The following is a 26,633-nucleotide window of genomic DNA, read 5'->3' on the forward strand; positions in this document are numbered from 1 at the left end:
CATCGCCATATATCCACGATGGCGCAGAGCCAGTCGTGGCCTAGCGCCTTGTCAAATCGGACACACCCGCGCACAGTCAAATCCACGCCCTGTGTGTCCCCACGATTTGCCGGGGACACAGGGCTATCGGCGGAGCGAAGACTTTTCGCTTTGGTCGGATCGCTTGGCGGCGAAGGGACAAGACGAATGGCACGGGTCAACTTGACCGACCGCGCTGTGCAGGCCGCGAAGGCCGAGCCCGGCAAACGGCTGGAGCTTCACGACGCCCTCACGCCGGGACTGACGCTCCGGGTTACGGACAAGGGCGTCAAGTCATGGGTGCTGCGGTATCGCGCACCGGACGGACGGTCACAGCGCCACAAGGTTGGGGACGCCTCGCGAATGGGTCTACGGGCCGCGCGTCTGGAGGCGGGCAGGCTCAAGAGCGAGATTGACAAAGGCGCTGACCCGCTGAGCGAGAAGCGGAAGGCGCGTGTCATCGCGAAGGCGCTGACTGTCCGCACCTTCCGAGACCTTTCCGCAGCCTACTGGATCGCCTGCGAGACCGGCGAGTGGAAGCCGAAGAAGAAGCGTAAGCGGTCTCAGACCATCGAGTACGAGAAGGGCATCCACGCCCGACATATCGAGCCCGTTCTGGGGCCGCTTCCTCTCCCGGAGATCAAACGCGCCACGATCAAGGGTCTGCTGCGTGACATGGCGGCCAGGGGTATCGGTGCGCAGACCAACCGGACCCACGCCCTGATCCGTCAGATATTCAACTTCGGCATTTCCGAAGAGCACGTCGCCGTCAACCCGGCGATGGGCTTTGACTCCTTCCACGATCCGCAGTCGCGCCGCCGCATCTGGACGGACGGCGAACTCAAGCGGTTGTGGGCTGCACTGTCCGATCCAAGCGAATTGCGGGATCCAGGCGGAGAGCGAGTCTACGTCAGCCGCGCGGCTGCCATCGCAATTCAGCTCTGCGCTCTGCTTCTCCAGCGCCGTGTCGAAGTGGCGGGCATGGCCACGGACGAACTCGACCTCGATGCAGGAACATGGGTCATTCCGCCGGAGCGTATGAAGAACGGCAAGGCCCATTTGGTCACGCTGCCTGCCGAGGCTGTGGCTCTGATCCGAGAGGCACTGACGATTGCCGCAGAGGCCCAAGCTCGAAGAGAAGATCGCGACGGGGACAAAGCCAAGCGACCCAACCGCATCGTGGTCTTTCCCGGCCCTCGTGATGTGAACACGCCCATCCGGGCCGACAGCCTGACCCACGCCATGGACAAGGTGCGGTCCTGCATCGGCGTGGAAGGGGCGACCATTCACGACCTGCGACGGACGGGTTCGACGGCTCTGACCAGCGAGCGGATCGGGGTGTCGCCGTTTATCCGGTCAAAGGTTTTGGGGCACGGAACGGACGCCGGAGGCGGCGCGGCGGTTTCTGCCATGCACTACGACGTAAACGAGTACGTCGCCGAAAAGAGGCGCGCCCTGGAGGCGTGGGAGGCCCTCTTGATGAGGGTCGTGGGTCGAACGGAGGCGCAGTCATGATCACCTATGGCAGCAGAGGTTTCTGGAGGTCCGACCGAGTGCTTCCCGATTGGCCCCCGTTTGATCCTGAGGGAATGGTCTTCCTCGGGCGGTTCGTTGACGAATGGGGTGTCGCGAGATTTGGCGAGGCCTGGAGGCCGGATGATCCGTTCGACGGCTCGATCCGCTCAGACGGGACGCTTCAGGATATCGAGCTGACGGGCGCAATGGCGAACGGCGCTTTCGCAGACGCGATGCGGGCCTCCCACGCCTCCAGGGCGCGCCTTCAGGGTCAGTGGGCAAGTATTATCGGGGATCTTGCGAAAGCCGGGGCTGAAGCGCGACTGAGGTTTGCGCTCAGTTACGGCCCGGGCGGTCTGGAGGCTGGGCGTCCGGCGGACTGGCACAGGACCGACTGGCTTGTGATTTTTGCTCGGTGCGAAATGCCGCCGAACAGGCCGTGGAATGGCAGCAACCCCCGGCCTGTCTTTCTTGTTCGAGAGGACGCAGACCGATTGAAGCGGGGCTGGGCATCTGGCGAGAGACCTCAATGGTGGCCGCTGGACGGCGAAACGATGAAGGCTTGGGTTGCCCGTCCGGAGGTTCGCGCGGAGGCCGAGCGCCGGGCGAGCGATGCACTGGTCGGTCCGCAGCAGTCTGACCACATCCGCGCCGGCCTTCGCATGTGGAGTCTCGCATCGCGGACCGGCACTGAAGGCTCCATGCAACAGGCTTGGCTCCAGGCGTGGCGCCGGAGCGAATAGCTAGTCGGGCCGCTCAGGCGGCTAGTTTGGGCGGCGGACGACGCTAGTCGTCTAGTCCGAGGAAGCTGGTCAAGTTTTCCCCGTGCCCAACCGGAGGCAATTCCGCCTGCCGGGGCACACGGGAAAAAGGACATGGCCGAAGAAGCGAAGCGCTTCATCACGATCCCCGAGTTCTGCCGACGCAGCACCCTTTGCAGGCAGTCCGTCTACAATCTGATTGACCGGGGCGATATCTCCCGCCCGATCAAGATTTCCCCCAACCGCGTCGCCTTCCCGGCAGAGGTGGTTGATGCCTGGTTCGCCTCCAAGGTGGAGGCGGCGTAACGACATGTCCGCATATGAAAAGCCCGCCATGCGCGGGCACGACGGGCCTTCCGTAATCGTTCAGCTTGGCGGCTTTGAACGGCATCAGGATAGCCTCTCTGGCCACCTCCCGCAATATCGCCTGAAGGCTTTGCGCAGCGCGCACATGGAAGCGCTGTCGCTTGGCGCCCGGCAGGGCATGAACGCCGACGCCTTGGCCCAGCACTACGCCCGCCAGCACCGGGCGAGCTTCGTCGGGAGGGCCGCATGATGGACGCGCTCCCCAACCCGCACCCTCTCTGGCGCAAGTCCTCGACCGGAGAGACCGCCCGCGACGCTGCGAGGGCTATGGCCCCGGATCACAAGGCCCCGACGCTTCGCAAGCGGGTTTTGGATATCGTCGCGGAGCACGGCCCGATCATCCCAGAACGCGCGCTTGCCCGCCTGCGGAATGATGGCGTCTCCACGGTCCTGACGTCTGTTCGCCCCAGGTTCAGCGAACTGGCGCGCATGGGTCTGATTGTGGACTCGGGCCAGCGTGAGCGCGCTGAAGGCGGCTGCAACGCCATCGCCTGGCGCCTCGCGACCCCCGAGGAGACGGCGGCCTATCTCGCAGCACGGGAGGCCGGCCAATGACCGAACCCGTTGTTGTCGCCGTGATCGAGAAGAACAGCCGCGAAACCGTGAAGGTCAGCGTGAGCGCCTACATGGGGCACATCCTGGCCGATGTTCGGGTGTTCGCCCCGGTCGCTGGAATGGATGCTCTGGCCCCGACCAAGAAAGGGGTGTCGATCCGGGCCGACATGATCTCCGCTCTGCGCAAGGCGCTGGACCTCGCCGAAGCGGAGGCCAGGCGGCAGGGCTGGGAAGGGGGGGCGGCATGACCGCGCCCCTGACCCCTGCATCCTGCGACCTCCGTGGCCTCGACTTCATGCCACTGGACGTGGTGCGCCTGCTGGACAGCGACACGCTGGCGCTTTTGACAGGCGACGAGTTCAAGGCGGCGTTCCAGCTTTGGTGCCGCTCATGGAAGGAAGTCCCGGCGGCGTCGCTGCGGAACGATGATCGGATCTTGGCCAGGGCGGCGGGCGTGACCTTGTCCGAATGGCAGGCCATCAAGGCCGCTGCTCTGCGAGGCTGGGTCGAGTGCGACGATGGCCGCATCTATCATCCCGTCGTGGCGGAGAAGGCCCTACGGGCTTGGATCGAGCGCATCGGCTATCGGGATCGCTCCGCCAAGGCGCAGTCCTCTCGCCACGACAGTTTCACCTATCAGCCGGAGGGCTTCGCAGACCTCCGGGCAGAGGCCGTCGCTTGCCTTGAGGTCCTGTCCCCCAACGCATCCCTGACTCTCGGCGCCGTCCTTCAAAGAGGGGTGAAGGTTCCCGCAAGGCGTCCTTCAAGGAGCGATTTGGGCTCCGAAGAGAAGGGAAGTGTTAGTGTTAGTGAAGTGGGAGAGAAGGATATCTCTATCGTCGTTTCGCCTTCGGCGAGCCCGACGCCGGACGCTCGCCAAGCCTTCAACCTCTACAACGAAATGGCTTCCGAGGTCGGAATCCCGACCGCCCGTGACCTGACCCCCGCCAGGGCGAAGAAACTCACCGCCTATCTGAAGGAAGAAGGGCTCTCCGGGTGGGAGTCTGTCTTGGAGGCTGTGCGCCAAAGCCCGCATTGCCTCGGTCGGAACGATCGCCAGTGGAAGGCCGACCTCGACTTCCTGCTGACGCCTTCGCGGCGGACGCGGTTGCTGGAGGGGTCATACGCCCATGCGTCCGATCCTCGACGCAACGGGGGAGGGCAGGCGCGCAGCTACCTCGATACGGCGCTGGAGGCGGTGGCATGACCGCGCTGCAAGCTGTAGCTCCCCAGACCACTCGGCCGACCACGACGCAAGCCAGCCGCACGCAACAGGTCGTAACTGCACTGGCCAACAGTCGGGACAAGCTGGAGCGCCCCTTTCGCCTGATTGAGCGTCTCCATGAACTGATCCCGCCCAGAGCCTACAGCCCTGTGCCGTCCGCCGGTGCCAGACGTGCCGCCGTATGGGCGCAGGCGTGGTTGGATGACATGGGCGACCTTGCAGAGGTCGAGACGATCCATGCCGACCTGTTGCGCGCCAGCCAGACACCAGCGGACATGGGGTCGGCGCGCATCACGCTCGGCCTCCTGCTGTCAGCCTATCCCAACACCGGCAAGGAACCGAAGGAAGAGTATTTCGCGACCCTGCTGCACGACGTGACGGACGAGGGGATCAACCCGTTCGTGTTGGCTGAGGCCTGCCGCAAGGTGCGCCGTTCGATGAAGTTCATCCCCACGGTTTCTGAGTTGATATCAGCCTGCGGCATGGAGCGGCGGCGGCTTGACGATGGGTTGGCCAACGCCAGCCGGATCATTGAAGCGCGCGACAAATGCCGGGAGGTCGTTCGTATCCACGCCATGCCGGTGACCGATTGGCCAGAGTGGGTGTGGGCGAACGCGATCTGCGACAGGAGGTCTGTCAGGGTCGGCGATGTTCACCCCTGGGACGTGTCTTTGCTTGGCCCGGCGCCGGGCCAGTCGGGGTGTCAGGTCCCGCCGTCAGTCTTGGCCCGCTTTGGTCTGCCGGTGACCACATGACCAGAGGCGTAGGATTCCGCATCAAGAGATGGACCGAGCCACGCGATCTGTTGGTGCGGCTTCGCGTCAATGAGTCGGAGCGGGCGCACATGATCACCGTCGGAGATCGCTTCGGGGTGGCCGACCTGTCCGACACGCTTCGCCTGGGACTCGCCGCTCTGGAATGGATGGCCGCTCGTCCGGAGCCTGACCTATCGCAGTTCATGGCGTGGCTCGAAAAAGAGTAGTGTGGCCACATACAGCGGCGGCGGATCGTGGGAGATAATTCCTATGACCCAGGAAGCATCCGCCGCCGTCGCCGCCGAGCCGAACGCCATTCCGCCCGCTCGCGCCGACTTCCCGCTGAGCGCCATTGCCCAGACCATCGGCAACCTGTTCGGGGAGTATCACGCGTCACGCTGGCTGGACTGCCTCGCTGCCGCCGTGACGCGGGATGGGGAGCGCTCTGCGGCTGACATCGGCGCGGCCTTCGTCGTGTGGCTGGCCTATGTCGATGAAGTCGAAGAGGCGCTGTCCAATCTGAGGTCTGTTCGCCTGCTCGGGGTGGAGGCGGAGACCACCCTTGGCCTCACCATCATTCCGCCGCCCAGCCTTTCGGAATGGCCGGGCCTCAACTTCATCAGCACAGATGCAGCGGAGGCTGTCGCCAGGGCCTTGATTGAGCCGACCGCAGCGGAGGCGGTGCAGACGCTCAGCGTGTGGGAAGACACCGATGGGCGGGCCGGTATCGAGATCTTCTATGCCCTGAGCGACGCCAAGGTTTCGAGCCACTATGGGGACCGCCCGGCTGCTGCCAGCCTGCGCACTGTGCGGACGCTGAGCGGAGAGACTCTTCGCGCCGTCAATCGGAACCTCTGCGCCCTGATCGAGCCGCCTGACCCGCGCTCCAACGTCGGCTCCGGCGCCCTCGAACTGGAAGGAGCGCACTGATGCTGCTCGGGGGAAAGGCCGGCCGCCCGGTCACCGACAAGGAAAAGATGGAGACGGCTCTAGCGCGGTTGCTCAGCGGTCAATCCACCGGGCTTCTTCAACCGCCGCCCGACCCGGCGCTGACGGCGCCCGCCACCCCGACCGCGACGGGGGGGTTGTTCGCACCGCAGCGGCCCAAGGATGCGATGCCCAGCAGCCAGTCTCAGGCTCTCCAGAACGTGCTGAACCCGCAGGACGGACTGCTCGCGCCGCTCAACAGATCGGAAGGCCCGACCTGGCGGGAACGCCTCCAGCGTGGATGGGCAGGCTATGTCGGCGGCGTGGATGGTGTGAGGCAGTTCGATCGGGATCGGGAGCAACAGGCCTTTGCCGACCATCTCGGCAGTTTGGTCGCAAACACAGATCCCAAGGGTGCGGACCAGCGCCAGGCGGCTATCCGAACCCTTCTGACGCGCCATGCCGCACGGGGTCACGACATTTCTCAGGTCGCGAATTTCCTCGGACAGGGTCGCCAGGATGACGCCATCGCCGCCGCATCGCGCGCCTTGCCCACGCAGTTGCAGCCCTTCGGTCGGCTGGCCCCCAATGCGGGCGCGGCGTTCATGTTCGGCCAGCACGAGAACACGCTGATCCCAGGGCGGGATGGCGCACAATATCGGGGCAACCTGGCGGGCGGACCCTTTGAGCAGGTGATCGGGCCTCAGGGTGGTTGGGACTGGATGCAGGGACCAGACGGTGCTGCGACCCCGCGTCCGGGCGGGCCAGCCGACCCGAGTTATCTGCGCGATCGCGCCTATGAGGCTACGTCGGGCGAGGTCGCGGCGACGCCGAGAAGGCCGGTTGATCCGCCGAACCAAAGTCAGGTCATCGCGGCCATCATCCAGAAGGCCCAGCGCGGAGAACCCCTCAACGAGTGGGAACAACGGATTATGGAGGCCGAGACAGCGATACCCCAAGGGCCGATGGGGATGTTTCCGATGATGGGTCTGGAGCCCTTCGGCAACACCGGAGCCCCGGCGCGTGCCCAAGGTGGAGCCGGTCGCGGCGGCGGAGGGTCTGCGACGCGCCAGCCATCCAGCGGCGGCGTCGCCCGGCCGCAGACAGAGGCGGACTTCGCCGCTCTGCCGCGAGGCGCTCGCTACATCGATCCCGACGACGGCCAACTCTACGAGAAGCAATAGGATGGCGCGCTTTCCCGGCCGTCCGGTCGCCCGTTCCGGCCCTCGGTTCGGCGGCTCTCGGATCAGCTATTTCGAAACCGACGACGGCCCGGCGACCTATACGCTCGGGCAGGACGGTTCTCCGTGGCTGGAGACTCAAGGCGGCAAGACCGGCGGCCTTGACCGGTTCAGCAACGCACGCCCGGTCTACGCCCAGGCCGCCCCCACGCCTGCTCCCGCGAATCCTGTGGGCGTTCAGGCCCGCCCGCGCACGCTTGGAGAGCGCTTCTCTGACACCGTCGAAGACACGGCGCTGCGCAACCCCCTGATGGCGATCGGCCGTTGGGCGACGACGCGCGGCCCGGATACCTACACCCAGATTGATCCTGCCTCGGGGCAACCGATCGAGTTCAGGACCTTCGGCGCACAGGCACGTGATACCGAGCGCGCCCGGCGAGACGCGTTCGACGCACGCGTGAATGGAGACGGGTGGCGGGATGCCCCTGGCGGCGTGGTCGGCAAGGGCGCGGCCGGGGTGACCACGCTTGGCGGGGCTCTGACGGGAGCGTTTGCGGACCCGACGAATGTTCTCTCCGGCATCATCGGCGGCGGTCGTTCGATCCTCGGGCGGATTGCGGTCGATGGGGCCGTGAACGCTGCAGCCGACGCGACAGGTCAGGCCGCCGATGTCGCCGCCGGTGTTCAGGATCGCTACTCGCCTGTGCAGACGGCCTTCGCTGGCGCTCTTGGGGCGGGCATCCGGGGAGGCTTCGAAGCGGCTCCGGCTGTGGGGCGCGCCGCTGTCCGTGGCGGTCGCTTCGGTGGGCGCCTGATCGCCAACACGGCGGAAAGCCTCGGGCGATCGATCGAGAACCCGGTGCCCCGGTTCGATGGCGTCGCCGTCGATACCGGCCCGATCACCCAGCCGCCCGCCAACACACCCCGCCGCCGTGCTGCGCCGCCCGCGATTCAAGGTGTGATCGATCAAGCCTCTCGCGAGCGAGGCCTGTCCGCCGACTATATGACGCGGCTTGCTGAAAGGGAGAGCGCGTTCGATCCCTCCGCCCGCGCGGGCACCTCTAGCGCGACGGGCCTCTATCAGTTCACCGACCGCACGTGGTTGGGCGTTCTCAGCAAGTATGGCGAGGAGCTTGGCGTTCGTGACGCGGCGGCGTTGGCCCGCACAAATCCGGACGCCCTTCTGCGTCTGCGCACCGATCCCGCGCTGAACGCCCGCGCAGCCGCCCGCCTGACTGAGGATAACGGCCGGGCTCTGGCCCAGACCCTCGGCCGCGCGCCGACCGATGCCGAACTCTACTCGGCCCATTTCCTCGGGGAAGGGCAGGCCCGCCAACTGGCCATGGCAGCCGATGATGCGGTGGCGGCTAACCTCTTTCCGGAGGCGGCCCGCGCCAATCGATCGATCTTCTTCGATGGCCACCGCGCCCGCACAGTTGCCGAGGTGCGCGCCGACTTCGCCAGGACGTTCGACGGCGGACCTCGGGAATTGGCTGCGCCTGTCTCTCGCGGATCGGGCCAGGCTGAGCAAATCATCGCCGAACGCAGCCGGATCGAGGCCGGGGGATATTCGCCATCCCCGGTGCCGAGCCGCGCCCCGATCGACTACGACGCGCTGGCGCGAGCGGACCTGCGCCGCGAACCCTTGTCGCCCCTGACGCCTCTGTCGCTGCGTCAGCCGTCTCCGATGGCGGCGGTAGAGGCTGCCCGACCGACATTCGCCCCGCGCTCCGTTCAGCCGCCGCAAGGGTTCGTCGGTGGGCCGGAGCGCATGAGCCTGCCGGAGATTGCCCCGCCTCGACTGAGGGGAGGGCCACGCTTTAGGGGCGTGCTGGTTGGGCGAGCGGAGGATGTCGGCGGCATTGGGCTTGCCGGACGCCCGCCGCTGCAATCCCTCTCGCAGCGCTATGGGCAGGCTGCCCCGGAGGTTCGCGTTCCCCGCATGGATCTTCCCGAGCGGATGGCCCCGGCGGACTTCACGACAAGCCCGGCGCGGGTGTCCCGGATCGCTCCCGAGGGCAACTATCTGTCGCCGGGGACCGAAGGCTTCCGGGTCGATCTGCCTCACACCCAAAGCCGTCTTGGTGGCGTGGTGTCGGGGGATGTGCGGCCGGACAATACCTGGCGCGTCCGCACCGCTGAACTGCCCCCCGCAGAGCGCGGCGCAGGCCTCGCCGTCCAAGCTTATGCCAAAGCCGCCAGAGAGGCCGCTACAGCCGGCGCACGTCTGACCAGCGACGCGGAGGTCACCCCGGCCGCCGCAAGGGTCTGGGAGGGGCTGCAACGGCGCGGCTTCGAGGTCGAGCGCAACCCGCTCGCCACGCTGGAGTCTCGCGCGGGTGCTCCCGACACGATGGGGATGGGCTCGGAAAGCTGGCGCACCCCGGACGGATCGCCTGTGTTCAGCGTCGCCAACGTGCCGCCCGCTCCGGCGGTCATGTCCCGGCCGCGTTTCTCCGGCGTTCCGGTCGAGCCCCAGTCGCTAGACGCCCCCGCGTCGGCCCGGATGCAGGTCCAAGACTCAGCGACCGTGCCTGAGGCCTCGGCTATCGCTCCGCGTTTTTCCGGTCGGCCAGTCGCCGCAGCTTTGGCTGAGATCGGAGATTTCGGCCCGCTCCAGACGCCGGGCCAGATGCCTCCCGCCATGCGGGGTATCGGCCCCGACGACTTCGGCCCGCTTGCCCGTCCGGCATCGGACATGGCCGCAACCGTCCATCCCGATCAGGGGTTTGGTCCCCTCTACGCCCAACCCGAGGCCCGGCCCCAGCCTCGGTTCAGCGGACGCCTCGCCATGGGCGACGGGACCGGCGGACCGCTGGCCATCGACATGTCAGCGTATGAAGGCCGCCTCGGAGAGGCTCTGCCGTCCGCCAATCAGGGTATCGACGGGATGAAGGACGCGCCCCGTCCCGGCGCCGTGCCACGCGGCGAAGGCGTCCAATATGCGGGCAACACGGTCTCCGGTCTGGCGACTGATCTGCGCAACGCTCTCGGCCTGACACAGCGTCAGGGCCGCCTGAGCATGAAGCGGGCGCTTGGGGAGTATGACACCGGCAGCGGGGTCATCCGCACCAAAGCGGTTCAGGAGCTTAATGTCCTGGCGCACGAGGCCACCCACGCGCTGGAGTATGAGCGCAGCGGCCCGTCGATGCAGGCGGCGCTGGCGACCCATGCCGATGAGCTTAAGGCGATGGCCTATGAGGGGGCGGCGCGGAATGTCCTGAGGCAGGAAGGGTTCGCCGAGTTCGGGCGCCTCTATCTGACCAACCCGGTCGAGGCCCAGCGCCGGGCGCCCAACTTCTATCAAGCCTTTGAGCAGGCCATGGCCAGCGACGCTCCGGAAATCGGCGCGCGGATGAAGGCCATTCAGGACGGCTATCAGAACCTGCTGCGGTCCGACTCGATCGAGGTCGCCAAGGCGTCCATTGCCTACACGGGGAGCAAGGGACCCGTCCGCGATCTGGTCGAGGAAGCCAAGGTCAAGGGCATTGGGTCCGTCGTGCGGCGTCTTGCGGATAACGTCTATACGGCCCTGCTGGACGACAAGAACCCTATCAAGATCGCTACCCGCAACCTTGAGCGCATCTATCTGGCGAACACCGGCGCCAAGCTGGAGCTTCGCCCCTCGAAAGACCCTTACGTCCTTTCACGCCTGACACCTGACGCCGGGGCCGCCGGGTTGAACGACATCCTGCACGGGGTCACCCCGTATCAGGGCCTCGACCCGGAAGGCGTCTCGCTGGCCGATGCTCTGGATACGGCCGGGCTCGGAACGACGCTGACGGGTCAATACCAACTCGACGCCCTGCGGGAGTTCGACGCCTATCTGATCGCGCGCCGGCTGATCCACGAATGGGACCGCTTCGCGCGCGGCGAGCTGGAGTTTCCGCCCGATCGCAACACCCGCCAGTTCCATGAACAGGTGATCGCGGATGCGGAGGCCAGCCACCCGGAATGGAGCCAGGCGGCGGGCCAGGTCTATGACTGGCTCAGCGCATTGTGGCGCAAAGAGTTTGAAGCAGGCCTGATCACCCGCGAGAGCTACGAGCACGGCCTGACCGCGCACCCGGACTATGTGCCCCTGATGCGGGATGTGTCGGACAAGGGCGCCGGTCGCGGCGGCAAGCCTCGCGGCGCGCTCCAGTTCGCGGGTGGGGTGCAGCAGTTCGAGGGATCGACCCGGGATATCCTGTCGCCGCTCTCGACCATGATGCAGCGGGCCTATGAGCTCAACGCCATCATCAAGCGCAACGACGTGATGAAGGCGCTGGACGATCTGGCGGACGCAGCCGGACCGGGCGGCGGCGCCATCGTTGAACGGCTCCCTGCGCAGCAGGTTGAAGCGTTCACCGTCAATGCGGCCGAGGCCCTGCGCAAAACCGCCGACGAGTTGGGCCTGTCAGGCCGCGACATCGCCACCATGCAGAAATGGGCGGAGGATGCCGAGGACACGAACGCCCTCGTGCAGATGTTCCGTCAGACAGAGTTCAGTCCGGCCAAGGGTGAAGCCGTGGTCTTCGTCTGGCGGGATGGCAAGAAGACCCCGCTGCTGCTGCCAGATGGCGAGTTCGGAAAGAGCATGTTCGACGCCCTCACGGGCATGAACAAAGAGCTGCGCAACGTCGTGGTGGACGCCATGGCGGCAGGAACGCAAACGCTCCGCTACGGGGTCACGCTCTCTCCTGAGTTCTGGGCCGCCAACCTGATCCGTGACGCTCTGGCGACGTGGATCAACAGCGGCACCGGCTTCGTTCCTGTGGTGGACACCCTGCGCGGCGGCGCTGAGGCGCTGAGAGGTGGCCAGGATGCCATCCGGTATGGGTCGGCCGGAGGGATGCGTGGCGGGGCCAATGTCGCGGCCCTGCGCAATCCCATTCCTCGAAACGATCTGGAGGCGCAGGCCCAACTGCAAGTCCTCCAGCGCAAGGGCTTCAAGCTGCGGCAGATGACCGGCAACCCATTGCGGGCGCTGGCTGAGGCCACGGACCTGTCAGAGACGGCGACCCGCCTCGGGGTCTTCAAGCGCGGGTTCGCAGAGGCCAAACGCGAAGGCCTGTCCGACTATGACGCCCTGATCCGTTCGACCTTCATCGGCCGCGACTACATGGATTTCGGGCGCCGGGGCTCGAAGATGGTCGCCGCCGCCCGGGTGGTCACATTCCTGAACGCCGCCCTGCAAGGTCTGGACAAGACGACCCGCGTCCTCTCGGCCAACGGATCGCTTCACCGGGCGCTCGCCCCCTTGATGGGGCAGCCGACCACGGTCGCCGAACGGCAGGCCTATGCTCACGCTGCGAAGGCGTGGGCTAAGGTTTCCGCGCTGGGCGCGCTCGGTCTGGGGTTGCGGATGCTCTACCAGGACGATCCCGAATATCAGGAGATCGGCGACCAACTGCGCGCGACCAACTGGATCTTCCGATCGCAGGGCCAATGGGTGTTCGTGCCCAAGCCGTTCGAGTTGGCGACCCTTTCGAATGTGCTGGAGCGGACCTTTGAAGGCGTCGTCATGCGCGACCCTACGGCGGGCGAGCGCCTGCTGTCCGACCTCGCCCATACGGTTCTGCCCCCGCACGAGATTCCGTCGCTCGCCGTGCCGGTTCAGATCGCCAGCAACCGCGATCACCTCGGGCGCCCGATCGTGCCGGACCATCTGCGCGGCTCGGTCGATCCCTCCTTGCAGTTCAACGGCTACACGTCCGACCTCGGAAAGCTGATCGGCCAGACCTTCAATGTGTCGCCTGCGGTCGTAGATCACGTCGTCACGGGCTTCGGCGGCTCGCTGGGACGCTATGTCTTGCAGGGCTCCAACATGGTCGGGGAGGCCGTGACGGGCCGTCCTCGCACCGTTGCCGGGCCAGAGGATATGTTCCTTGCACGCCGGTTCGTCCGCGAGATTTCGCGCGGCTCCAGCTCGCAGGCGGAGTTCTGGGATCAGGTCTCGCGCGACGGTGGCGACATGACCCAGGCCGAGGGCTCCTATCGCGCCCTGATCCGGGAAGGGAAGGACACCGAGGCCGCCGACTACTACAACCGCCTGCCGCCGCAGGAGCGGGCCTATATCGCCGCCAAAACCATGCTGGGTGACGGCTGGTCGATCGTGCATCCGCTGGTCCGGGTCCAGAAGTCTGTCTCGACCCTTTCGGACTTCCGCCGCGATCTGCGAGAGGGTCAGCTTCGCGATGAGACCGGCGCCGTCATTCCTCTGTCGCCCGAGGATCGCCGCGACATTGATGGGGCGGTGGCCGACCTCGCCATGGTCCAGATGCGCAACGCTCTGGGTGAGGCGGGGATCAAAGGCTGGGGCCAGCGAGCGCCTATGGACCCGTCACAGCCGATTTCGCGCATCGCTCGCACGAGCCCGGCCGCCCACATGGAGCTGGCCCGCCGCGCCTACCTTTCCCGTGTCCCGTCTCCGCTGATTCCGCAGAGCGAGGAGCAGGCGGCCTCTGCCTGGGCTCAGATGCGAGGGCAGTTGGAGGCGAAACGGGACGCGCGCTTCCTCATCCCGTTCATCCGGGCGCAGCGCTTCCAGAACGGCGACCGCAGTCAGCGCTATCAGGAAATGCAGCGGATGGCGGGCGGAGCGTACAGCCAATGACGGCCAATCCACGGAAATCAGCAAAGAACAGTACGATGACCAAGAAGGCTGGCCGAGAGCCTGTTGCCGCGCCTCTCCCGCCGCCTACCGATGCACAGGCCGCAGCAATCAAGCGCGCCACCGCCCGATGGAAGGCCGAGAGAGACAAGGACAGGACGCCACCGAAAATCGCGGTGACTGTGACCGGCCCTAAATCAGTGTCGCTTGGCGCATCGTTCGACGACGCGGCGGGGTGGAGTGCGCTGTGGGCGGAATCGTTCGGGACCACCTCTTTCGCCTTGGTCGATGCGTTCATGCGAAATGCAGGCGACTTGCGCGGCGTCGCCTTAGAGGATGAAAGCGGGGAGGCATATGCCAAAGCCGCTCGGGAGGTAGGGGCTTTCGTCGGCTCCATCAAACCACAGTCCGAGATCGAGACGGCTCTGGCCCTCCAAATGTGCGCGGCTCATGAGATGACGATGAAGCTGAGCGGCCATGCCTTCCGGACAACTGATCGCAACGCGCTGAACGACTACAACCGGATGATGAACCAGACCATGCGGACCTTCACGGCCCAGGTCGAAGCCCTTTCCAAACTCCGCACAGGCGGAAAGCAGCAAGTCGAGGTCCGCTATGTCTACGTCGATGCCCGAAACCAGACCGTCGTCCAGGGGGGAGGGCACGGGGGAGGCCAATCAAATTTCGCACAACCCCACACACCCGGAGCCGCTGGTCTACCGTTTGCGCCGGGCCTGCCGGTGTGGAGCCAGAACGAGGGCGGGGACGCCGTGCCAGTCCCCAGCGATCAAGGGGCGGAAGCGATGCCGGATGCACGGAGGGCGGAGCCCCGGCGCACCGAAGGGCGAGGCAAACGGAAACTACGTCTCAGGACGGTGGACGGAAGAGACCGTTCGGGCGCGGGCTCTGGTGAAGGCGATGGTGAAACTCTGTCGGACCACGCTGCATGAAATCGCTTGAGGAAATCGAGGCTGATCTGGAGTCGATGAGCACGGAGGAGGTTGCAGCTGCTGTCCGCCAGTTGTCACGCTGTGATCCGGTCAGTTACCTGCAAGCCATCGCGGCGTTGATCGGGGACGATGACGATTGATCGGAGGGCGTCAGTTGATCGCATCCGTACTGTCGGCGTTTGCGGAGATCGACATGGCGGCGAGGGCGAACATCGCATTGTTCGCGTTTGCCACGGTTTCGGCGTCGCTCTGAGGATAGGCCTTGGGCGCTGCTTCCAGAAACGCGGGATGGAGAAGATCCAGCATCTGGGTGTCGGTCAGGTCGGCCAAGGCTTGCCGACGTTCATCGAGCCGCCGGCCAACGATAGCGCCAACCTGAAGCAGAAGGCCGCCCGTGGGGCCTTGCAGCATGTCCCAGAAGTCTTCCAGGTCATCGACGGTCGGCGGCTTCGGCATGAGCGACACCTTGCGCAAAACGGGAGGCGGAGTGGAGCCAGAGCGCAGCGTGTCGCGGAACGAGCATTGCGTCCATAAGAAAGGGCCGCCCTGATCTGGAGCGGCCCTGGGTTTTCGGAGTCCCTAAAGACGTTGGATCATGGGCCGTAGATGGCCCTATCGTTCGCCTCCGCGACCACAGCGCCCCAGTCGATCAAAGCCGTTGGGATGATGTCAGTCTCCGCCGGATAGATGACGGCGAAGGACTGGCCGTTGGAAATCACCCGGCCGCCGATGGCTTCAAACTCGCGAAGGAAGCCTCGGGCGTCGAAGGCAACCGCGTCGGGCGGCTGGCTCATAGGCAAACCTCCCGCATATCGTTCCGCTGGCGAGCACGTGTGAGCGCCCACTCGATCTCGCAGGGGAGCGGTCGGCGACCTATCAGATCACAGTCGTGCTCAAGGTCATCGAGGGCCTTGGCCTCGGCGGGAGAGAGGACTGCGCCGATCATTGCGCGGCCTCTTCATCGTCGTGCATCGCCTTGGCGGCGGCGGCTAGCAGGCGGCAGTGTGCGACGTGGGCGGCCTTCGCCATTTCGGTGGCGCGAGTTTCCAGGTCGTGAAGACCGGTGAGTAGGGCACCGAAGGCGCTGTCGCCTGAAGGGCCCCAATCTCCGTCCAGCCCCAAGTCTCGCACCAACGCGAGAAGGCCGTCTTTGTCGCGCGCCAGCGTCCCCCCGGCGACGTGCAGATAGAAGCGGTGCTTGGCCCATTCTTCCGTGCTGAGCTCCAAGCTGGCTTTGTCCCAAGCGGGCATGGGGCCAGTCTCGAAGCGCGCGGCGAGCGCCGCCACTTCATCCTTTCCGTCATCGCTCGGTCGAGGGGAGTCGCCGGCCAACGCCTTGGCATCCAGGTAGCAGGCCAGAAGGGCTTGGTCGGCGTCTGATCCGTGAGTGATGATCTCCGCCGCCGTCTCGGTGCGCGGGTTATATTCCACGTCCTCCATGAGCCAGTAGAGGCTGGCGATCTTATCGGCCAAGTCGGCGGCCGTCGTCGCACGCACACCGAACAGCTCGTCCAGAGCGCTACGGTATGAAGCGGACAGGCGGTCGCGTTCGGCCTTCTGCTCCGGCGAGTAGTCGGAGGAGAGGAGGTTTTCATGCTTCCGGCACCACGCGTCGCTGGCGCGTTCGGCAGCGTCGAAGGACGCGAGGGCCTGCGAAAACGACGACACGGCAGGCGCGTTGACTTGAGGCGCGACGAACCCGCGCTTACCTTTGGATTTGCTCATCACGAGTGAGCCTTTCTTCGGAAAGGGGGCGGCGGGTTCTTTCCGGGATCGCCGCCCCGAGCCACTAGGCCGAAATGACCTAACGATAACAAGTGTAATCGCAAAAGTGTGGTTTGTAAATACACCTGTTATCGCTTATTCTGTCGGGATGAATCTCACACCCGAAGCGATGCGGGCCGGTCGCGCCCTCCTGAAGTGGACGATGCGTGATCTGGCCACGCACAGCGGCGTAAGCCTGCCGACGATCAACGCTGCCGAGAACGGACGTCCGCCGCGTGACGCGACCCGCGATGCTCTGATTGCCGCGTTCGCCGCCCACGGGGTCGAGATACTGAACGGGGATGCGCCCGGCGCTCGGATGAAACCCCCGGTCTAATAGTGGCCCTGGGGGTTACCTCATCCAGTCCCCGGAGAGCCGCTTAGCCTACCCGGCGCCGATGCCACCTCCCGGCCTCAAGCGCTGCAAACGCGTTAGGCCACGCATGGCGTTGGCGGATTCCTGTTCTGTGCTGGGCCGAACTCAGCGGCGCGACAGGCCCGGTCTGGGGCTATCCGGCGACGGCGGTCCCGGCCGATGGTGTGCCGCCCCAGATGCGCCGGTGGGTCTGTTGGGACGAACTGCGTAACGCAGACGGCGAGCCACACCCTGGAGCGCGCCTAGACTCGACAGGCGGCTGACGTCGTGATGGGGTCCAGCCATGGATGAGATCAAAGCCACTCCCGAAGATCGCGCCGCAGTGGGCATCATCGCGCGCTACTTTCTGGAGCTCGACAACTTCCAGGCCTCCAGCGCCGGCCTCGACCGGTTGAACGGCGCATGGAGCTATATGGCCACCAAGCTGGGCGCCGGGTCCGATCGCGACTTCGAAGGCGTCCTAAAGGGGGTGGAGGGCCAGAAGGCCAAGATGGTTGAGACGCAGCGGAAGGAGCACGAGCGGGGATTTCGCAGCGACTACAGCAGGGCGATCGCCGAGTTTGATCGCGCGCTGGAACTGCTGGAGCTTGTCGTAGAGTGGCGATGGATTGCAGCCGCCGCACGGGCCGAAGGCCGGGGTGAAGACCCTTACACTCCGCCGCCCGAACGCTTCTAAGCCATGTGCAACAACTACAAGATCACCAGCCACGAGCAGGCGATCCGCGAGCTGGCCCGCGCCTTCGCCGGCGACATCGGCAACGGCGGGCCAACTGACGTTTATCCTGACTATGCGGCGCCCATTGTCCGCGTGAACCCGGCGGGCGAGCGCGAACTGGCCTTGGCGCGCTGGGGGATGCCCATGTCCAAGCAGGTGCTGTTTCAGGCCGCGACCAAACGGGCTGACAAGCTGCGGGCCAAGGGCAAGGAGGTGGATTTCGCCGAGATGCTGAAGATGGAGCCCGACAGCGGTGTCACCAACATCCGCAACACCACCAACGCGACCGGCAAGCCCAACGCTCACTGGCGGCCCTGGCTAGAGCCACCCAACCGCTGCCTGGTCCCCTTCACGTCATTCAGCGAGCCGGATCAGGACCATACGGGCGACCGGTCCAAGGTCTGGTTCGCCATGGATCAGGACCAGCCCCTGACGTTCTTCGCCGGTCTCTGGACGCCACACGCCTCCGTCCGGAAGATCAAAACCGGCTGGGAAGAGTTCGAGTGCTTCGGCTTCCTGACCACAGAGTCGGCCGAGCCGGTGAAGACATATCACGCCAAGGCCATGCCGGTGATCCTGACGACCGAAGAAGAGCGCGACACCTGGCTGCGCGCGTCCTGGGATGAGGCCAAGGCGCTGCAACGGCCGTTGGCCGATGGGACGCTCGTGATCGTCAACGGCAAAGGCGCTGGGTCTTGACCGACGACCGACTGGCCGACGCCCTCGCAGACCTGGGCGAGCGAACGCGGCCGATCCTCGCGATGTTTGATGAGGCCCGGAATGAGGCCGGTCGCGATCGAGCGACAGCGGCGTTGATCGAGGCGGCTTCCGGACTGGCCGAAGCCGCCCGGCGCGTGGCGCGACACGCCGCAGACTATCGCGCCGTGCGGCTGGACGCCGAGGCGCTCGCCGACCACCTCGACGCCATGGCGCGCCCGGACTGGACCGATCGCGGCCGGATCGCCGCCGTCCTGTCCTATGCCCGGCTCATGCAGGCCGGGGCGGAGGACCTTCGAAAGCAGCTCGACAGCAGGTAGGGGCTGGTCAAGCGTTCAGATATCTGCATCTTGCGATTACACTGCAATGCACAAATCGCCGATGCCAGCCGCTCCGCCGCCCTTCAAGAGCCGACGCTCCAAGCAGCGCGAGGCGACGCGCGCCTTGATCGTGACGACGGCGGCCCGCCTGTTCCGTGAGCGCGGCTTCGAGGCCGTGAACTTCCGCGATCTCGCGTCGGAAATGGATCGCTCAACGGGATCGATCTTCGCGCACTTCAGCAGTAAGGACGAGGTCTGGACAGCGGCGATCGGCGGCCCGCCGCCAGACTTCCGCATGGCGGACCAGTTGGCCTTGCTACAGGGCGAACGCCCTAACGTGGGATGGATCCTGTGTGGACGGCCCGACGGGCAGTTCGAGGCACACGCCTTCGAGCGTAGCGGCCAGAAGGTCTCTGCGACGGGGCCGTCGGCCGAGAAGGCCGTCGCGGCTTTGCGAGCGATGCTGGCTGGTGACTGAGGGCTATCGCTGCCGGTTCATCTGACAACCTGGAGATCGCTACACGATCGAGTGGGAACTTAATCTCGATGGCTCGATCCGGCTGGGGGGGGGCGTCACTGGCTTCCAATTGGCCACCATGGGAGCGGGCGTCGCCATGCGAGTCCAGTTGGCGCGGACGTGCGGCCGCTACGGCTGCGGTCATGGTCTCTCTCCGACTATCAAAGGTGGATGCGAACGACGTCCGCGTGGTCTAGGCTCACCGGATGATCGTTCAGGTATTCAAAGGGCGAGGGCGGCACGCGAGGCTGATCAGGCGGCGACGCGGCCTTTTCGGGCTCTTCATGAGGTGGTTTCTGCGTTGAAATGCCGTGACCTGCTGGAGCCCTGGCTGATCGCCGGTCTGGTGCTATGCTTGGTCGGAACGGCGGTGTTCGTTGGCGTCCAGGTCGCCGACCGCTGGCCCTGGTTTTGACGCCCGGCCCTACGTCGAGGGTGCCGCCTGGGATTGTCGCCCGCGGGCTGATGGTCGGACAATCCGGCCCTCCTGTTACTGAGATCGGCCTAGCGGTGAATCCGCTAGATGAATGTTCCGCTATGGCCGGGGCCGCGAACCGGGTTCACCGTTCGGCCGTCCGGTGCGCTCCGGGCACGGCGGCTCGGGTCGGTCCCCAAATCCGGACCGGGCCGCCACCCTGATCAGCACCCGTCACTTCCGGTGCGGCGAAAATGTCGCTAACCACGTTCACATTTCGCCGCTATAGGGTCGCGGCTCTGTGCTTGTGGGGAAAAAGACGTGCAGATTGAGGGCGTAAAGGTGGAGGCGGCGGACGGCCTCCATGACGACGGATGGTGCTGGCCTGAGACCCGATTGACCTTGAGCGCGCTCGCCGACGCCAAGGAGTTCCGGGTCGGCCTCTGGTTTCAGTCCGAGCTCAACGCTGATCGGGTGCTTGTCAGCATCTCCACCGACAAGACGCCGCCGAGCGTGCAGATGATTGAACTTGGGGAGCCCAAGGACATCGTTCTTCCGCTGACCTGGCGGCGCGGCGAGATCATGTCCGTCCGCATCGCCACCCCGCACAAGATGACGCGTGCGGCAGGCGAGCAGCGCGACATCGCCTTTTCGCTCATGCACCTCAAAGCGACCTGAGCTTGTCAGCGGCGCTTTCAAGCGCCGCTGACGGGGAGGGTGGGTCCGTGAAGCCCGGACCTTGGCGGCTCGTCTCCACCCATCCCGGACGAGCCGCCATCCTTCATTCACGTCGCTAACGCCAGCCGACGCGGCCGGAAGTAATAGACGCGCACGAGCCTGAGGAAGTTTGGCGGTTCTCCCGCAGGCGCTGGCGGAGATGCGACCGCCGCCGGTCTGTGTCAGGATGGCAGGATGAAACCCCGCGACCCGCTTGAGCCGTGGCTGATCGCTGGCATCGCCGCGCTCTGGGTGCTGGCGGCCGTTGTAGCGGTCGTGGTCATCGTCGACCGGATCGAGGTGGGCTAGGGAGCACCCAAAGGTCAGGTCGCAAGGCCAGTTTGTGTCCCCTGTGTGTCCCCACGGAAGGGCCGGCCGGGCATCAATGCGCTAACATGCGGGAAACATTGGCGATCCCGGCAGGACTCGAACCTGCGACCTCTGCTTTAGGAAAGCCTTGCTCTATCCGGCTGAGCTACGGGACCGTGACGGCTTCCTAGCGGGTTCGGCGCGCGCGCGCAAAGCGATCGTCGATCAGACGAGATTCCTACGCCGCTGCACCGTCTCGCTACGCCGGAACAGGCTTTACAGTTGTGGTTAATCCTCATTAAGATACAATATCTTGTAGGGAACAAATGCCGAATTCGGTCGAGTCAGTGATTCGATCCCGATTCGTTTCGCGCCTGTTCCGGCCGATCCTCCGCCCGCATTAACGATGTCGCCTGCGGAACTTCCCCCGGCCCTTCGCGGTTGTCTTTCCGAACCGTGATCGTCGGAGAGGAGTGGGTGAAATGCGTATCGTCAGCCTGAGCGTCATGTCCGCGATGTTCTGGACCGGTGTCGCCGTGGCCCAGCCTGCCGTGCAATCCTCGCCTCTCGATCCGGGACCGGTCGTGCCGAAAGGGCCGGCGGTCGAGGCGCGCGAGCGCGCGATCACAGCCCGTCTCAATACAGAGGTCTATGTCGCCGATCGCGCCCTGGCGGCGTACAACGCTCGACTGGCCGCAGAGCACCGTACGGATGTGGAAGCGACCCTGGCGGCCAACGCCGCAGCCGAAGCCGGCCGTCACGCCCTGACGGCGGCCTATGTCGCCGATCGCGCAGCGGATGCGGCCCGGGCCGACAACCAGGCCCTGGCCTACGACCGGGCGATGAGCCGCTGGCGCGCCGACGTCGCGGCCTGCGAAGCCGGCGACAGAAGCCGTTGCGCCACTGTGCGACCCGACTGATCCGCGCCGCTGTCCACATTGAGCGCCGTCCGACTGTGCGGTGGCGCTTGATGCCGGTCGAATCCCGTCCCACCTTCCTCGCACCATGAGCGACCGCGCTACAGGACGGGCTCCCTCGCGCGTCGTCGCGGTTCTGGGCCCCACCAACACCGGCAAGACCCATCTGGCGGTCGAGCGGATGCTGGGTCATGCGTCCGGCATGATCGGCCTGCCGTTGCGGCTGCTGGCGCGGGAGGTCTATGAGCGGATCGTGCGCCAGAGGGGGCGGGCCGCTGTCGCCCTCGTCACCGGCGAAGAAAAGATCATTCCGGAGCGGCCGCATTACTGGGTCTCGACGGTCGAGGCCATGCCGCTGGAGCGCGAGGTCGACTTCCTGGCGGTGGATGAGATCCAGCTGGTCGCCGACCCCGAGCGCGGCCACGTCTTCACCTCCCGCCTCCTGCATGCGCGGGGCCGGTTCGAGACCATGTTCCTGGGCGCAGGAACGATGGCGCCGTTGATGCGTCGGCTGGTTCCCGACGTCGAGATCGTCGCGCGCGAGCGGCTGTCGCACCTGTCCTACGCCGGATCGAAGAAGCTGACCCGGCTGCCGCGCCGATCCGCCATCGTCGCCTTCTCGACCGATCAGGTCTACGCCATCGCCGAACTGATCCGCCGTCAGAGGGGCGGCGCGGCGGTGGTCATGGGCTCGCTCAGCCCCCGTACCAGAAACGCCCAGGTCGCCCTGTTCCAGTCGGGCGAGGTGGACTTTCTGGTCGCCACCGACGCCATCGGCATGGGGCTGAACATGGACGTCGACCATGTCGCCTTCGCCGGCCTCAGGAAGTTCGACGGCCGCCGCACCCGCTGGTTGCACGCCCAGGAGATCGGGCAGATCGCGGGGCGGGCCGGACGGCATGTGCGCGACGGCACCTTCGGCGTGACTGGCGAATGCGAAGACCTAGACGCCGATCTGGTCGAACAGGTGGTCGAGCACCGCTTCGATGCGGTGGAGGCGGCGGAGTGGCGCAATGTCCGTCTGGATTTCGACAGCCTTGACGGCCTACTGGCGTCCCTGACGCGCACGCCCGGCGTCGCCGGCCTGCGCCTCACGGCCCCGGCCCTCGACGAGACCTTGCTGCGCCGGGCCATGCAGGACGACGACATCCGTCGCATCGGCCGGTCGCGCGGCACGATCATGCGGCTGTGGGATTGCTGCCAGCTCCCGGACTTCCAGAAGACGACCCTGGAGGAGCACGTCCGTCTGTCCCGCGACGTCTTTCAGGCCCTGACCAGCCGGAAGGGCCGGCTGGCCGAGGACTGGATCGCCCCCCGTTTCGCCGATCTGGACCGCGACGACGGCCAGATCGATCAGTTGTCGGCGCGCCTGTCGGGCGTGCGCACCCTCAGCTACATCGCCCACCGCGCCGACTGGCTGGAGGGCGCCAGGGGATGGCGCGAGAAGACCCGGGCGCTGGAGGATCGGTTGTCGGACGTCCTGCACGAGCGGCTGACGGCGCGGTTCGTGGACCGCAAGACCACGGCCCTCATGCGGGCGCTGAACGACCACGCTGGACCTCCGGCGGCCGAGATCGCCGCCGACGGCCAGGTGATGCTCGAGGGCGAGACGGTGGGCCGGTTGGACGGCCTGCATTTCACGCCGTCGGACGGAGGCTCGGCCCTGGCTGACCGCACCCTGAAGGCGGCGGCGCTCAGGGCTGTGTCGCCGGAGGCGGCGCGGCGCCTGGGACGGTTGGCGGCTGAACCGGACGACGCCTTCGCTGTCCTGCCGAACGGCGAGGTCCTGTGGCGTGGAAGCCTGGCGGCCAGGATCATCGGCGGTGATCCGTTTGGCCCGCGCGTGCGATTGATCGGCGATCTGGGACCGCCGCCGGCGAGGGACCGCGCCCAGCGTCGCATCGAGGCCTGGCTGGCGGCCGAGGCCGGGCGCGCCCTGCGTGACCTGCGTCGGCTGAAACTGGCGATCGAGAGTGGCGCCCTGAAGGGCTTGCCCCGCGGTCTTGCGTTTCGGCTGGTCGAGGCCGGCGGGGTGATCGATCGGCGGGAGGTCGAGCGCGATCTGGCGGCTCTCAGCCAGGTCGAGCGGCGGACGCTGAAGAGCTTCGCCGTCAGAGTCGGCGCGCACTCGGTCTGGCTGCCGGGCGTGTTGAAGGCGCGCGCCCGCAATCTGGCCTTGGCCTTCACGGCCGATGAGGAATTCAGAGGGCGGATCGAGGGGCTGGGCGTCGCCCCCCTGCCGCCGCCGTCGGCGCGCGCCCTTTCGGCCCATGGCCTGCGGATCGCCGGTCGCTTCACCGTGCCTGTCGATGCGCTGGAACGAGCGGCGGACCTGCGAAAGGCCGGCGCAGGCAGCCTGTCCGACGCCGATCTGGCCGCCCTGGGTTGGACGGCGGCCGAGGCCAGGGCGATCCTGGCGGGCGTCAGGGCGACCCGCGCCCAGCAGCCCGATCCGGAGGGACGCAAGCCCGCCGCTCCGGCCCATTCCCCCTTCGCCGCGCTCGCGGTTCTGACGGCTCCAAAGGCGGAGGCGCCGCGACCTCGTCGTCGTCGCAGGACGCGGCCGAGGCCGGCCGGGTGAAGGGCGCGACCGACGTATGCCGGATCGACGTCTGGCTGTGGCGGGCGCGGTTCGTGAAGACGCGCGGTCTGGCGGCGCGATTGGTAGAGGCCGGCGCCGTGCGCCTGATCCGCCAGGGTCAGACGACCCGGCTGGACAAGCCCAGCCGCGAGGTCCGGCCGGGCGACGACCTGACCTTCATGGTCGCCGGTCGTCTGGTGTCGCTGCGTGTCCTGGCCTGCGGCGACAGGCGCGGACCGGCCGAAGAGGCCCGCGCCCTCTATGAGGTCGTCGAGCCTACTGTTTGACGAACTCGCCTTCGAGATGAAGCTTCACCTCGTCTCCGACGGCCGGCAGGGCGTAGTTGATGCCGAAGTCCGACCGTTTGATCGTCGCCTCGCCGTCAAACCCGGCCTTGTAGACCCCGCCCATCGACGGGCCGGCCTGATTGAACTCGACCTCGATCGTGACCGGCTTGGTGACGCCGCGCAGGGTCAGGTCGCCGACCACGGTGGCCTCATTGGCGTCGTCCGCGTCCACCGTCACTGATCGTGACACGAAGGTCGCCGTCGGATGATTGGCCGTGTCGAAGAAGTCAGCAGTCTGCAGGTGGCGCTTCAGGCCGTCATCGGCCGGGTTGACGTCGGTCAGGGGAATGGTGGCGGTCAGGCTGCTATTAGCCGGGTTGGCGGGGTCCAGCTTCAGCTCAGCCTTCACGTTCACGAACTGGCCGTAGTAGGTCGAGAAGCCGAGGTGATCGACCGACCAGGTGATCTTGCCGTGGCCGGAATCCAGGGCGTAGGTCCCGGCCTGGACCTCGGCAGGGACCTTGGTGAGAGCAGCCTGAGCGACGACGGCGCCGCCGGCGAGCGTCAGCAGGGCGGCGCCCGCGAGGGCGGAACGGAGGGCGAGGGCACGCATGGACATGTCAGGCTCCTGAATCTTGATCTGTAATCAATTCTGATACGAATGGGCGCGGCGACGGTCAAGCCGTGGCGCGCGTCCTGAACGCTGCAGAACGCTTTCCGTTGTCCCGCCGCCGCCTCCGGTTGACAGAACAGGGCAGGAGGGTCATCTGCCCGCTCCATTCCCTTGCCAAGCGCCGCGCCTTCCACCTCATGACCTACATCGTTACCGACGCCTGCGTGAAATGTAAGTTCATGGACTGCGTCGAGGTGTGCCCGGTGGACTGCTTCTACGAGGGCGAGAACTTCCTGGTCATCGCACCGGACGAATGCATCGACTGCGGCGTCTGCGAGCCGGAATGCCCCGTCGACGCCATCGTGCCGGACACCGAGGACGAACCGGACGGCAAGTGGCTGCAGGTCAACGCCGAATACGCCAAGGTCTGGCCGAACATCACCGTCAAGGGCACGCCGCCGGCGGATCGCGAGGACTTCGAGCGCGAGACCGGCAAGTTCGAGAAATATTTCAGTCCGGCGCCCGGCAAGGGGTCCTGAGGCGGCGTCTTCGGTCCGGCGCGATCCGGGTCGCCGCATTGCGAACACAATGTCGGGTTGCGGGGCGCAGGCGTCCCCTCTGTGGCGTCCGTTGCGCGTGACGTTTTGAAATACAGGGTTTTTGTGTTATCTCTGTCGCATTGGATCGGGCGGCCCGCATTTTTCGTGCGCCGCCCGTGTTTGCGACAGAATCCCGTCCATCGCAGGCGGGATCGGCCAGAGGTTGGGTGATCCGTATCCGCATTTGACGCCAAGATCTGCTCCCCGACGGCGCGCAAGGCGTTCCGGCGGAGAGGCTTCTGTTGTCGCCTGCGCCTGCGTTTTCGTCCTGATCCCTGTGTCGGGAAAGGAATGACATGACGAACAAGACCGGTCTGGAATTCAAGGTTGGCGACGCGGTCGTCTATCCGGCGCACGGCGTCGGCAAGGTGGCGGCGATCGAGACCCAAGAAGTCGCCGGCATGTCGCTGGAGGTCTATGTCGTGACCTTCGACCACGAGAAGATGACCCTGCGCGTGCCGACCAAGAAGGCCAAGACCGCCGGCCTGCGTCCGCTGGCCGCGAACGACGTCGTGACCAAGGCCCTGACGACCCTCAAGGGCCGCGCCCGCATCAAGCGCACCATGTGGTCGCGCCGCGCCCAGGAATACGAAGCCAAGATCAACTCCGGCGACCTGGTTTCGATCGCCGAGGTGGTTCGCGACCTTTATCGCGCCGACACCCAGCCGGAGCAGTCCTATTCCGAGCGCCAGCTGTATGAGTCGGCCCTGGATCGGATGGCGCGCGAAGTCGCCGCCGCCAACGGCGTGGACAAGGATACGGCCCTGGAGCTGGTCGCCAAGTCGCTGAGCGCCAAGAAGGCCGTGGCCAACGCCGCCGCTGACGAGGACGCCGAGGCCGAGGCCGCCTGATCCTTCCGGCTTTGTCCGGACATGAAGAAGGCCCGGGAGCGATCCCGGGCCTTTTCACTTTCTGCTGCGTATCCAGGGCCGACTGGC

The 26,633-nt window shown here is 66.3% G+C and carries 29 protein-coding genes and 1 tRNA gene; 24 read left to right on the forward strand and 6 right to left on the reverse strand.

Annotation, left to right across the window (positions count from 1 at the left end):
- Nucleotides 1-186: 186 nt before the first annotated feature.
- The 11 genes from ACO2Q1_RS00220 to ACO2Q1_RS00270 all read left to right on the forward strand — a co-directional run bounded on the left by ACO2Q1_RS00220 (nucleotide 187) and on the right by ACO2Q1_RS00270 (nucleotide 13,901).
- The gene (locus tag ACO2Q1_RS00220; RefSeq protein ID WP_423327531.1) at nucleotides 187-1,533 is read left to right on the forward strand and encodes a tyrosine-type recombinase/integrase; all 1,347 of its coding nucleotides are present in this window, start codon (nucleotides 187-189) and stop codon (nucleotides 1,531-1,533) included.
- 875 nt (nucleotides 1,534-2,408) lie between these two features.
- Complete coding sequence (locus ACO2Q1_RS00225) at nucleotides 2,409-2,600, forward strand: helix-turn-helix transcriptional regulator (protein ID WP_423327532.1); 192 nt, start codon at nucleotides 2,409-2,411, stop codon at nucleotides 2,598-2,600.
- A gap of 28 nt (nucleotides 2,601-2,628) precedes the next feature.
- Nucleotides 2,629-2,850, forward strand: a complete 222-nt coding sequence (locus ACO2Q1_RS00230; RefSeq protein WP_423327533.1) for a hypothetical protein — start codon at nucleotides 2,629-2,631, stop codon at nucleotides 2,848-2,850.
- Complete coding sequence (locus tag ACO2Q1_RS00235) at nucleotides 2,847-3,215, forward strand: hypothetical protein (RefSeq protein WP_423327534.1); 369 nt, start codon at nucleotides 2,847-2,849, stop codon at nucleotides 3,213-3,215. The genes ACO2Q1_RS00230 and ACO2Q1_RS00235 overlap by 4 nt, the downstream gene beginning before the upstream one ends.
- Nucleotides 3,212-3,463 (forward strand): transcriptional coactivator p15/PC4 family protein, encoded by a 252-nt coding sequence (locus ACO2Q1_RS00240; RefSeq protein ID WP_423327535.1) that lies wholly within the window; start codon nucleotides 3,212-3,214, stop codon nucleotides 3,461-3,463. Before ACO2Q1_RS00235 ends, ACO2Q1_RS00240 begins: the two co-directional genes overlap by 4 nt.
- On the forward strand, nucleotides 3,460-4,422 hold the full coding sequence (locus ACO2Q1_RS00245) for a DUF1376 domain-containing protein (protein ID WP_423327536.1): 963 nt from the start codon (nucleotides 3,460-3,462) through the stop codon (nucleotides 4,420-4,422). Before ACO2Q1_RS00240 ends, ACO2Q1_RS00245 begins: the two co-directional genes overlap by 4 nt.
- On the forward strand, nucleotides 4,419-5,195 hold the full coding sequence (locus ACO2Q1_RS00250) for a hypothetical protein (RefSeq protein WP_423327537.1): 777 nt from the start codon (nucleotides 4,419-4,421) through the stop codon (nucleotides 5,193-5,195). The genes ACO2Q1_RS00245 and ACO2Q1_RS00250 overlap by 4 nt, the downstream gene beginning before the upstream one ends.
- The gene (locus ACO2Q1_RS00255) at nucleotides 5,192-5,422 is read left to right on the forward strand and encodes a hypothetical protein (RefSeq protein ID WP_423327538.1); all 231 of its coding nucleotides are present in this window, start codon (nucleotides 5,192-5,194) and stop codon (nucleotides 5,420-5,422) included. Before ACO2Q1_RS00250 ends, ACO2Q1_RS00255 begins: the two co-directional genes overlap by 4 nt.
- 43 nt (nucleotides 5,423-5,465) lie before the next feature.
- Entirely contained in the window at nucleotides 5,466-6,125 is a 660-nt protein-coding gene (locus tag ACO2Q1_RS00260; RefSeq protein ID WP_423327539.1) for a hypothetical protein, read from the forward strand.
- A complete protein-coding gene (locus tag ACO2Q1_RS00265) occupies nucleotides 6,125-7,306 on the forward strand; it encodes a hypothetical protein (RefSeq protein WP_423327540.1) in 1,182 nt (393 codons plus the stop codon). The genes ACO2Q1_RS00260 and ACO2Q1_RS00265 overlap by 1 nt, the downstream gene beginning before the upstream one ends.
- Before the next feature lies 1 nt (nucleotide 7,307).
- Nucleotides 7,308-13,901, forward strand: coding sequence for an LPD38 domain-containing protein (locus tag ACO2Q1_RS00270; protein ID WP_423327541.1), 6,594 nt, complete (start codon nucleotides 7,308-7,310; stop codon nucleotides 13,899-13,901).
- A gap of 326 nt (nucleotides 13,902-14,227) precedes the next feature.
- On the opposite strand, the gene ACO2Q1_RS00275 is transcribed toward ACO2Q1_RS00270, so the two are convergent.
- Nucleotides 14,228-14,500 carry a hypothetical protein gene (locus tag ACO2Q1_RS00275; protein ID WP_423327542.1) on the reverse strand — a complete coding sequence of 91 codons (273 nt, stop codon included), beginning with the start codon at nucleotides 14,498-14,500 and terminating at the stop codon, nucleotides 14,228-14,230.
- A 25-nt stretch (nucleotides 14,501-14,525) separates the two neighbouring features.
- Here ACO2Q1_RS00275 and ACO2Q1_RS00280 point away from each other — a divergent pair, with 25 nt between their 5' ends.
- Nucleotides 14,526-14,858, forward strand: a complete 333-nt coding sequence (locus tag ACO2Q1_RS00280) for an HGGxSTG domain-containing protein (protein WP_423328226.1) — start codon at nucleotides 14,526-14,528, stop codon at nucleotides 14,856-14,858.
- Nucleotides 14,845-14,988, forward strand: coding sequence for a hypothetical protein (locus ACO2Q1_RS00285; RefSeq protein ID WP_423327543.1), 144 nt, complete (start codon nucleotides 14,845-14,847; stop codon nucleotides 14,986-14,988). Before ACO2Q1_RS00280 ends, ACO2Q1_RS00285 begins: the two co-directional genes overlap by 14 nt.
- 10 nt (nucleotides 14,989-14,998) lie before the next feature.
- Here the strand turns inward: ACO2Q1_RS00285 and ACO2Q1_RS00290 are convergent, their stop codons facing one another.
- The 3 genes from ACO2Q1_RS00290 to ACO2Q1_RS00300 all read right to left on the reverse strand — a co-directional run bounded on the left by ACO2Q1_RS00290 (nucleotide 14,999) and on the right by ACO2Q1_RS00300 (nucleotide 16,573).
- Nucleotides 14,999-15,304, reverse strand: coding sequence for a hypothetical protein (locus ACO2Q1_RS00290; RefSeq protein ID WP_423327544.1), 306 nt, complete (start codon nucleotides 15,302-15,304; stop codon nucleotides 14,999-15,001).
- 137 nt (nucleotides 15,305-15,441) lie between these two features.
- Nucleotides 15,442-15,642 carry a hypothetical protein gene (locus ACO2Q1_RS00295; protein WP_423327545.1) on the reverse strand — a complete coding sequence of 67 codons (201 nt, stop codon included), beginning with the start codon at nucleotides 15,640-15,642 and terminating at the stop codon, nucleotides 15,442-15,444.
- 148 nt (nucleotides 15,643-15,790) lie between these two features.
- Entirely contained in the window at nucleotides 15,791-16,573 is a 783-nt protein-coding gene (locus ACO2Q1_RS00300) for a hypothetical protein (RefSeq protein ID WP_423327546.1), read from the reverse strand.
- Nucleotides 16,574-16,742: 169 nt separating this feature from the next.
- Here ACO2Q1_RS00300 and ACO2Q1_RS00305 point away from each other — a divergent pair, with 169 nt between their 5' ends.
- The 6 genes from ACO2Q1_RS00305 to ACO2Q1_RS00330 all read left to right on the forward strand — a co-directional run bounded on the left by ACO2Q1_RS00305 (nucleotide 16,743) and on the right by ACO2Q1_RS00330 (nucleotide 20,350).
- Complete coding sequence (locus ACO2Q1_RS00305; protein ID WP_423328227.1) at nucleotides 16,743-16,949, forward strand: helix-turn-helix domain-containing protein; 207 nt, start codon at nucleotides 16,743-16,745, stop codon at nucleotides 16,947-16,949.
- A gap of 322 nt (nucleotides 16,950-17,271) precedes the next feature.
- Nucleotides 17,272-17,664 carry a hypothetical protein gene (locus ACO2Q1_RS00310; protein ID WP_423327547.1) on the forward strand — a complete coding sequence of 131 codons (393 nt, stop codon included), beginning with the start codon at nucleotides 17,272-17,274 and terminating at the stop codon, nucleotides 17,662-17,664.
- A gap of 3 nt (nucleotides 17,665-17,667) precedes the next feature.
- Nucleotides 17,668-18,402 carry an SOS response-associated peptidase family protein gene (locus ACO2Q1_RS00315; RefSeq protein ID WP_423327548.1) on the forward strand — a complete coding sequence of 245 codons (735 nt, stop codon included), beginning with the start codon at nucleotides 17,668-17,670 and terminating at the stop codon, nucleotides 18,400-18,402.
- Nucleotides 18,399-18,740: a hypothetical protein gene (locus ACO2Q1_RS00320; protein WP_423327549.1), complete on the forward strand. Its 342-nt coding sequence runs from the start codon at nucleotides 18,399-18,401 to the stop codon at nucleotides 18,738-18,740. Before ACO2Q1_RS00315 ends, ACO2Q1_RS00320 begins: the two co-directional genes overlap by 4 nt.
- Before the next feature lie 46 nt (nucleotides 18,741-18,786).
- Nucleotides 18,787-19,218 (forward strand): TetR/AcrR family transcriptional regulator, encoded by a 432-nt coding sequence (locus ACO2Q1_RS00325; protein ID WP_423327550.1) that lies wholly within the window; start codon nucleotides 18,787-18,789, stop codon nucleotides 19,216-19,218.
- Nucleotides 19,219-19,993: 775 nt separating this feature from the next.
- On the forward strand, nucleotides 19,994-20,350 hold the full coding sequence (locus tag ACO2Q1_RS00330) for a hypothetical protein (RefSeq protein WP_423327551.1): 357 nt from the start codon (nucleotides 19,994-19,996) through the stop codon (nucleotides 20,348-20,350).
- 447 nt (nucleotides 20,351-20,797) lie between these two features.
- On the opposite strand, the gene ACO2Q1_RS00335 is transcribed toward ACO2Q1_RS00330, so the two are convergent.
- Nucleotides 20,798-20,874 (reverse strand) — tRNA-Arg (locus ACO2Q1_RS00335).
- 306 nt (nucleotides 20,875-21,180) lie between these two features.
- On the opposite strand from ACO2Q1_RS00335, the gene ACO2Q1_RS00340 reads away from it, so the two are divergent.
- From ACO2Q1_RS00340 to ACO2Q1_RS00350, 3 genes are all read left to right on the forward strand, one after another.
- Nucleotides 21,181-21,618 (forward strand): hypothetical protein, encoded by a 438-nt coding sequence (locus ACO2Q1_RS00340; RefSeq protein ID WP_423327552.1) that lies wholly within the window; start codon nucleotides 21,181-21,183, stop codon nucleotides 21,616-21,618.
- Nucleotides 21,619-21,703: 85 nt separating this feature from the next.
- Complete coding sequence (locus ACO2Q1_RS00345) at nucleotides 21,704-24,196, forward strand: helicase-related protein (RefSeq protein ID WP_423327553.1); 2,493 nt, start codon at nucleotides 21,704-21,706, stop codon at nucleotides 24,194-24,196.
- Nucleotides 24,193-24,483 carry an RNA-binding S4 domain-containing protein gene (locus ACO2Q1_RS00350; RefSeq protein WP_423327554.1) on the forward strand — a complete coding sequence of 97 codons (291 nt, stop codon included), beginning with the start codon at nucleotides 24,193-24,195 and terminating at the stop codon, nucleotides 24,481-24,483. The genes ACO2Q1_RS00345 and ACO2Q1_RS00350 overlap by 4 nt, the downstream gene beginning before the upstream one ends.
- Here ACO2Q1_RS00350 and ACO2Q1_RS00355 read toward each other — a convergent pair.
- Nucleotides 24,473-25,102, reverse strand: a complete 630-nt coding sequence (locus tag ACO2Q1_RS00355) for a YceI family protein (protein ID WP_423327555.1) — start codon at nucleotides 25,100-25,102, stop codon at nucleotides 24,473-24,475. The genes ACO2Q1_RS00350 and ACO2Q1_RS00355 overlap by 11 nt on opposite strands.
- Before the next feature lie 191 nt (nucleotides 25,103-25,293).
- On the opposite strand from ACO2Q1_RS00355, the gene fdxA reads away from it, so the two are divergent.
- Nucleotides 25,294-25,635 carry a ferredoxin FdxA gene (gene fdxA, locus ACO2Q1_RS00360; protein ID WP_423327556.1) on the forward strand — a complete coding sequence of 114 codons (342 nt, stop codon included), beginning with the start codon at nucleotides 25,294-25,296 and terminating at the stop codon, nucleotides 25,633-25,635.
- 356 nt (nucleotides 25,636-25,991) lie between these two features.
- A complete protein-coding gene (locus tag ACO2Q1_RS00365) occupies nucleotides 25,992-26,546 on the forward strand; it encodes a CarD family transcriptional regulator (protein WP_423327557.1) in 555 nt (184 codons plus the stop codon).
- Nucleotides 26,547-26,633 lie beyond the last annotated feature (87 nt).

It is taken from the genome of Brevundimonas sp. VNH65 (assembly GCF_049445955.1).
In the GTDB taxonomy this organism is placed as follows: domain Bacteria; phylum Pseudomonadota; class Alphaproteobacteria; order Caulobacterales; family Caulobacteraceae; genus Brevundimonas.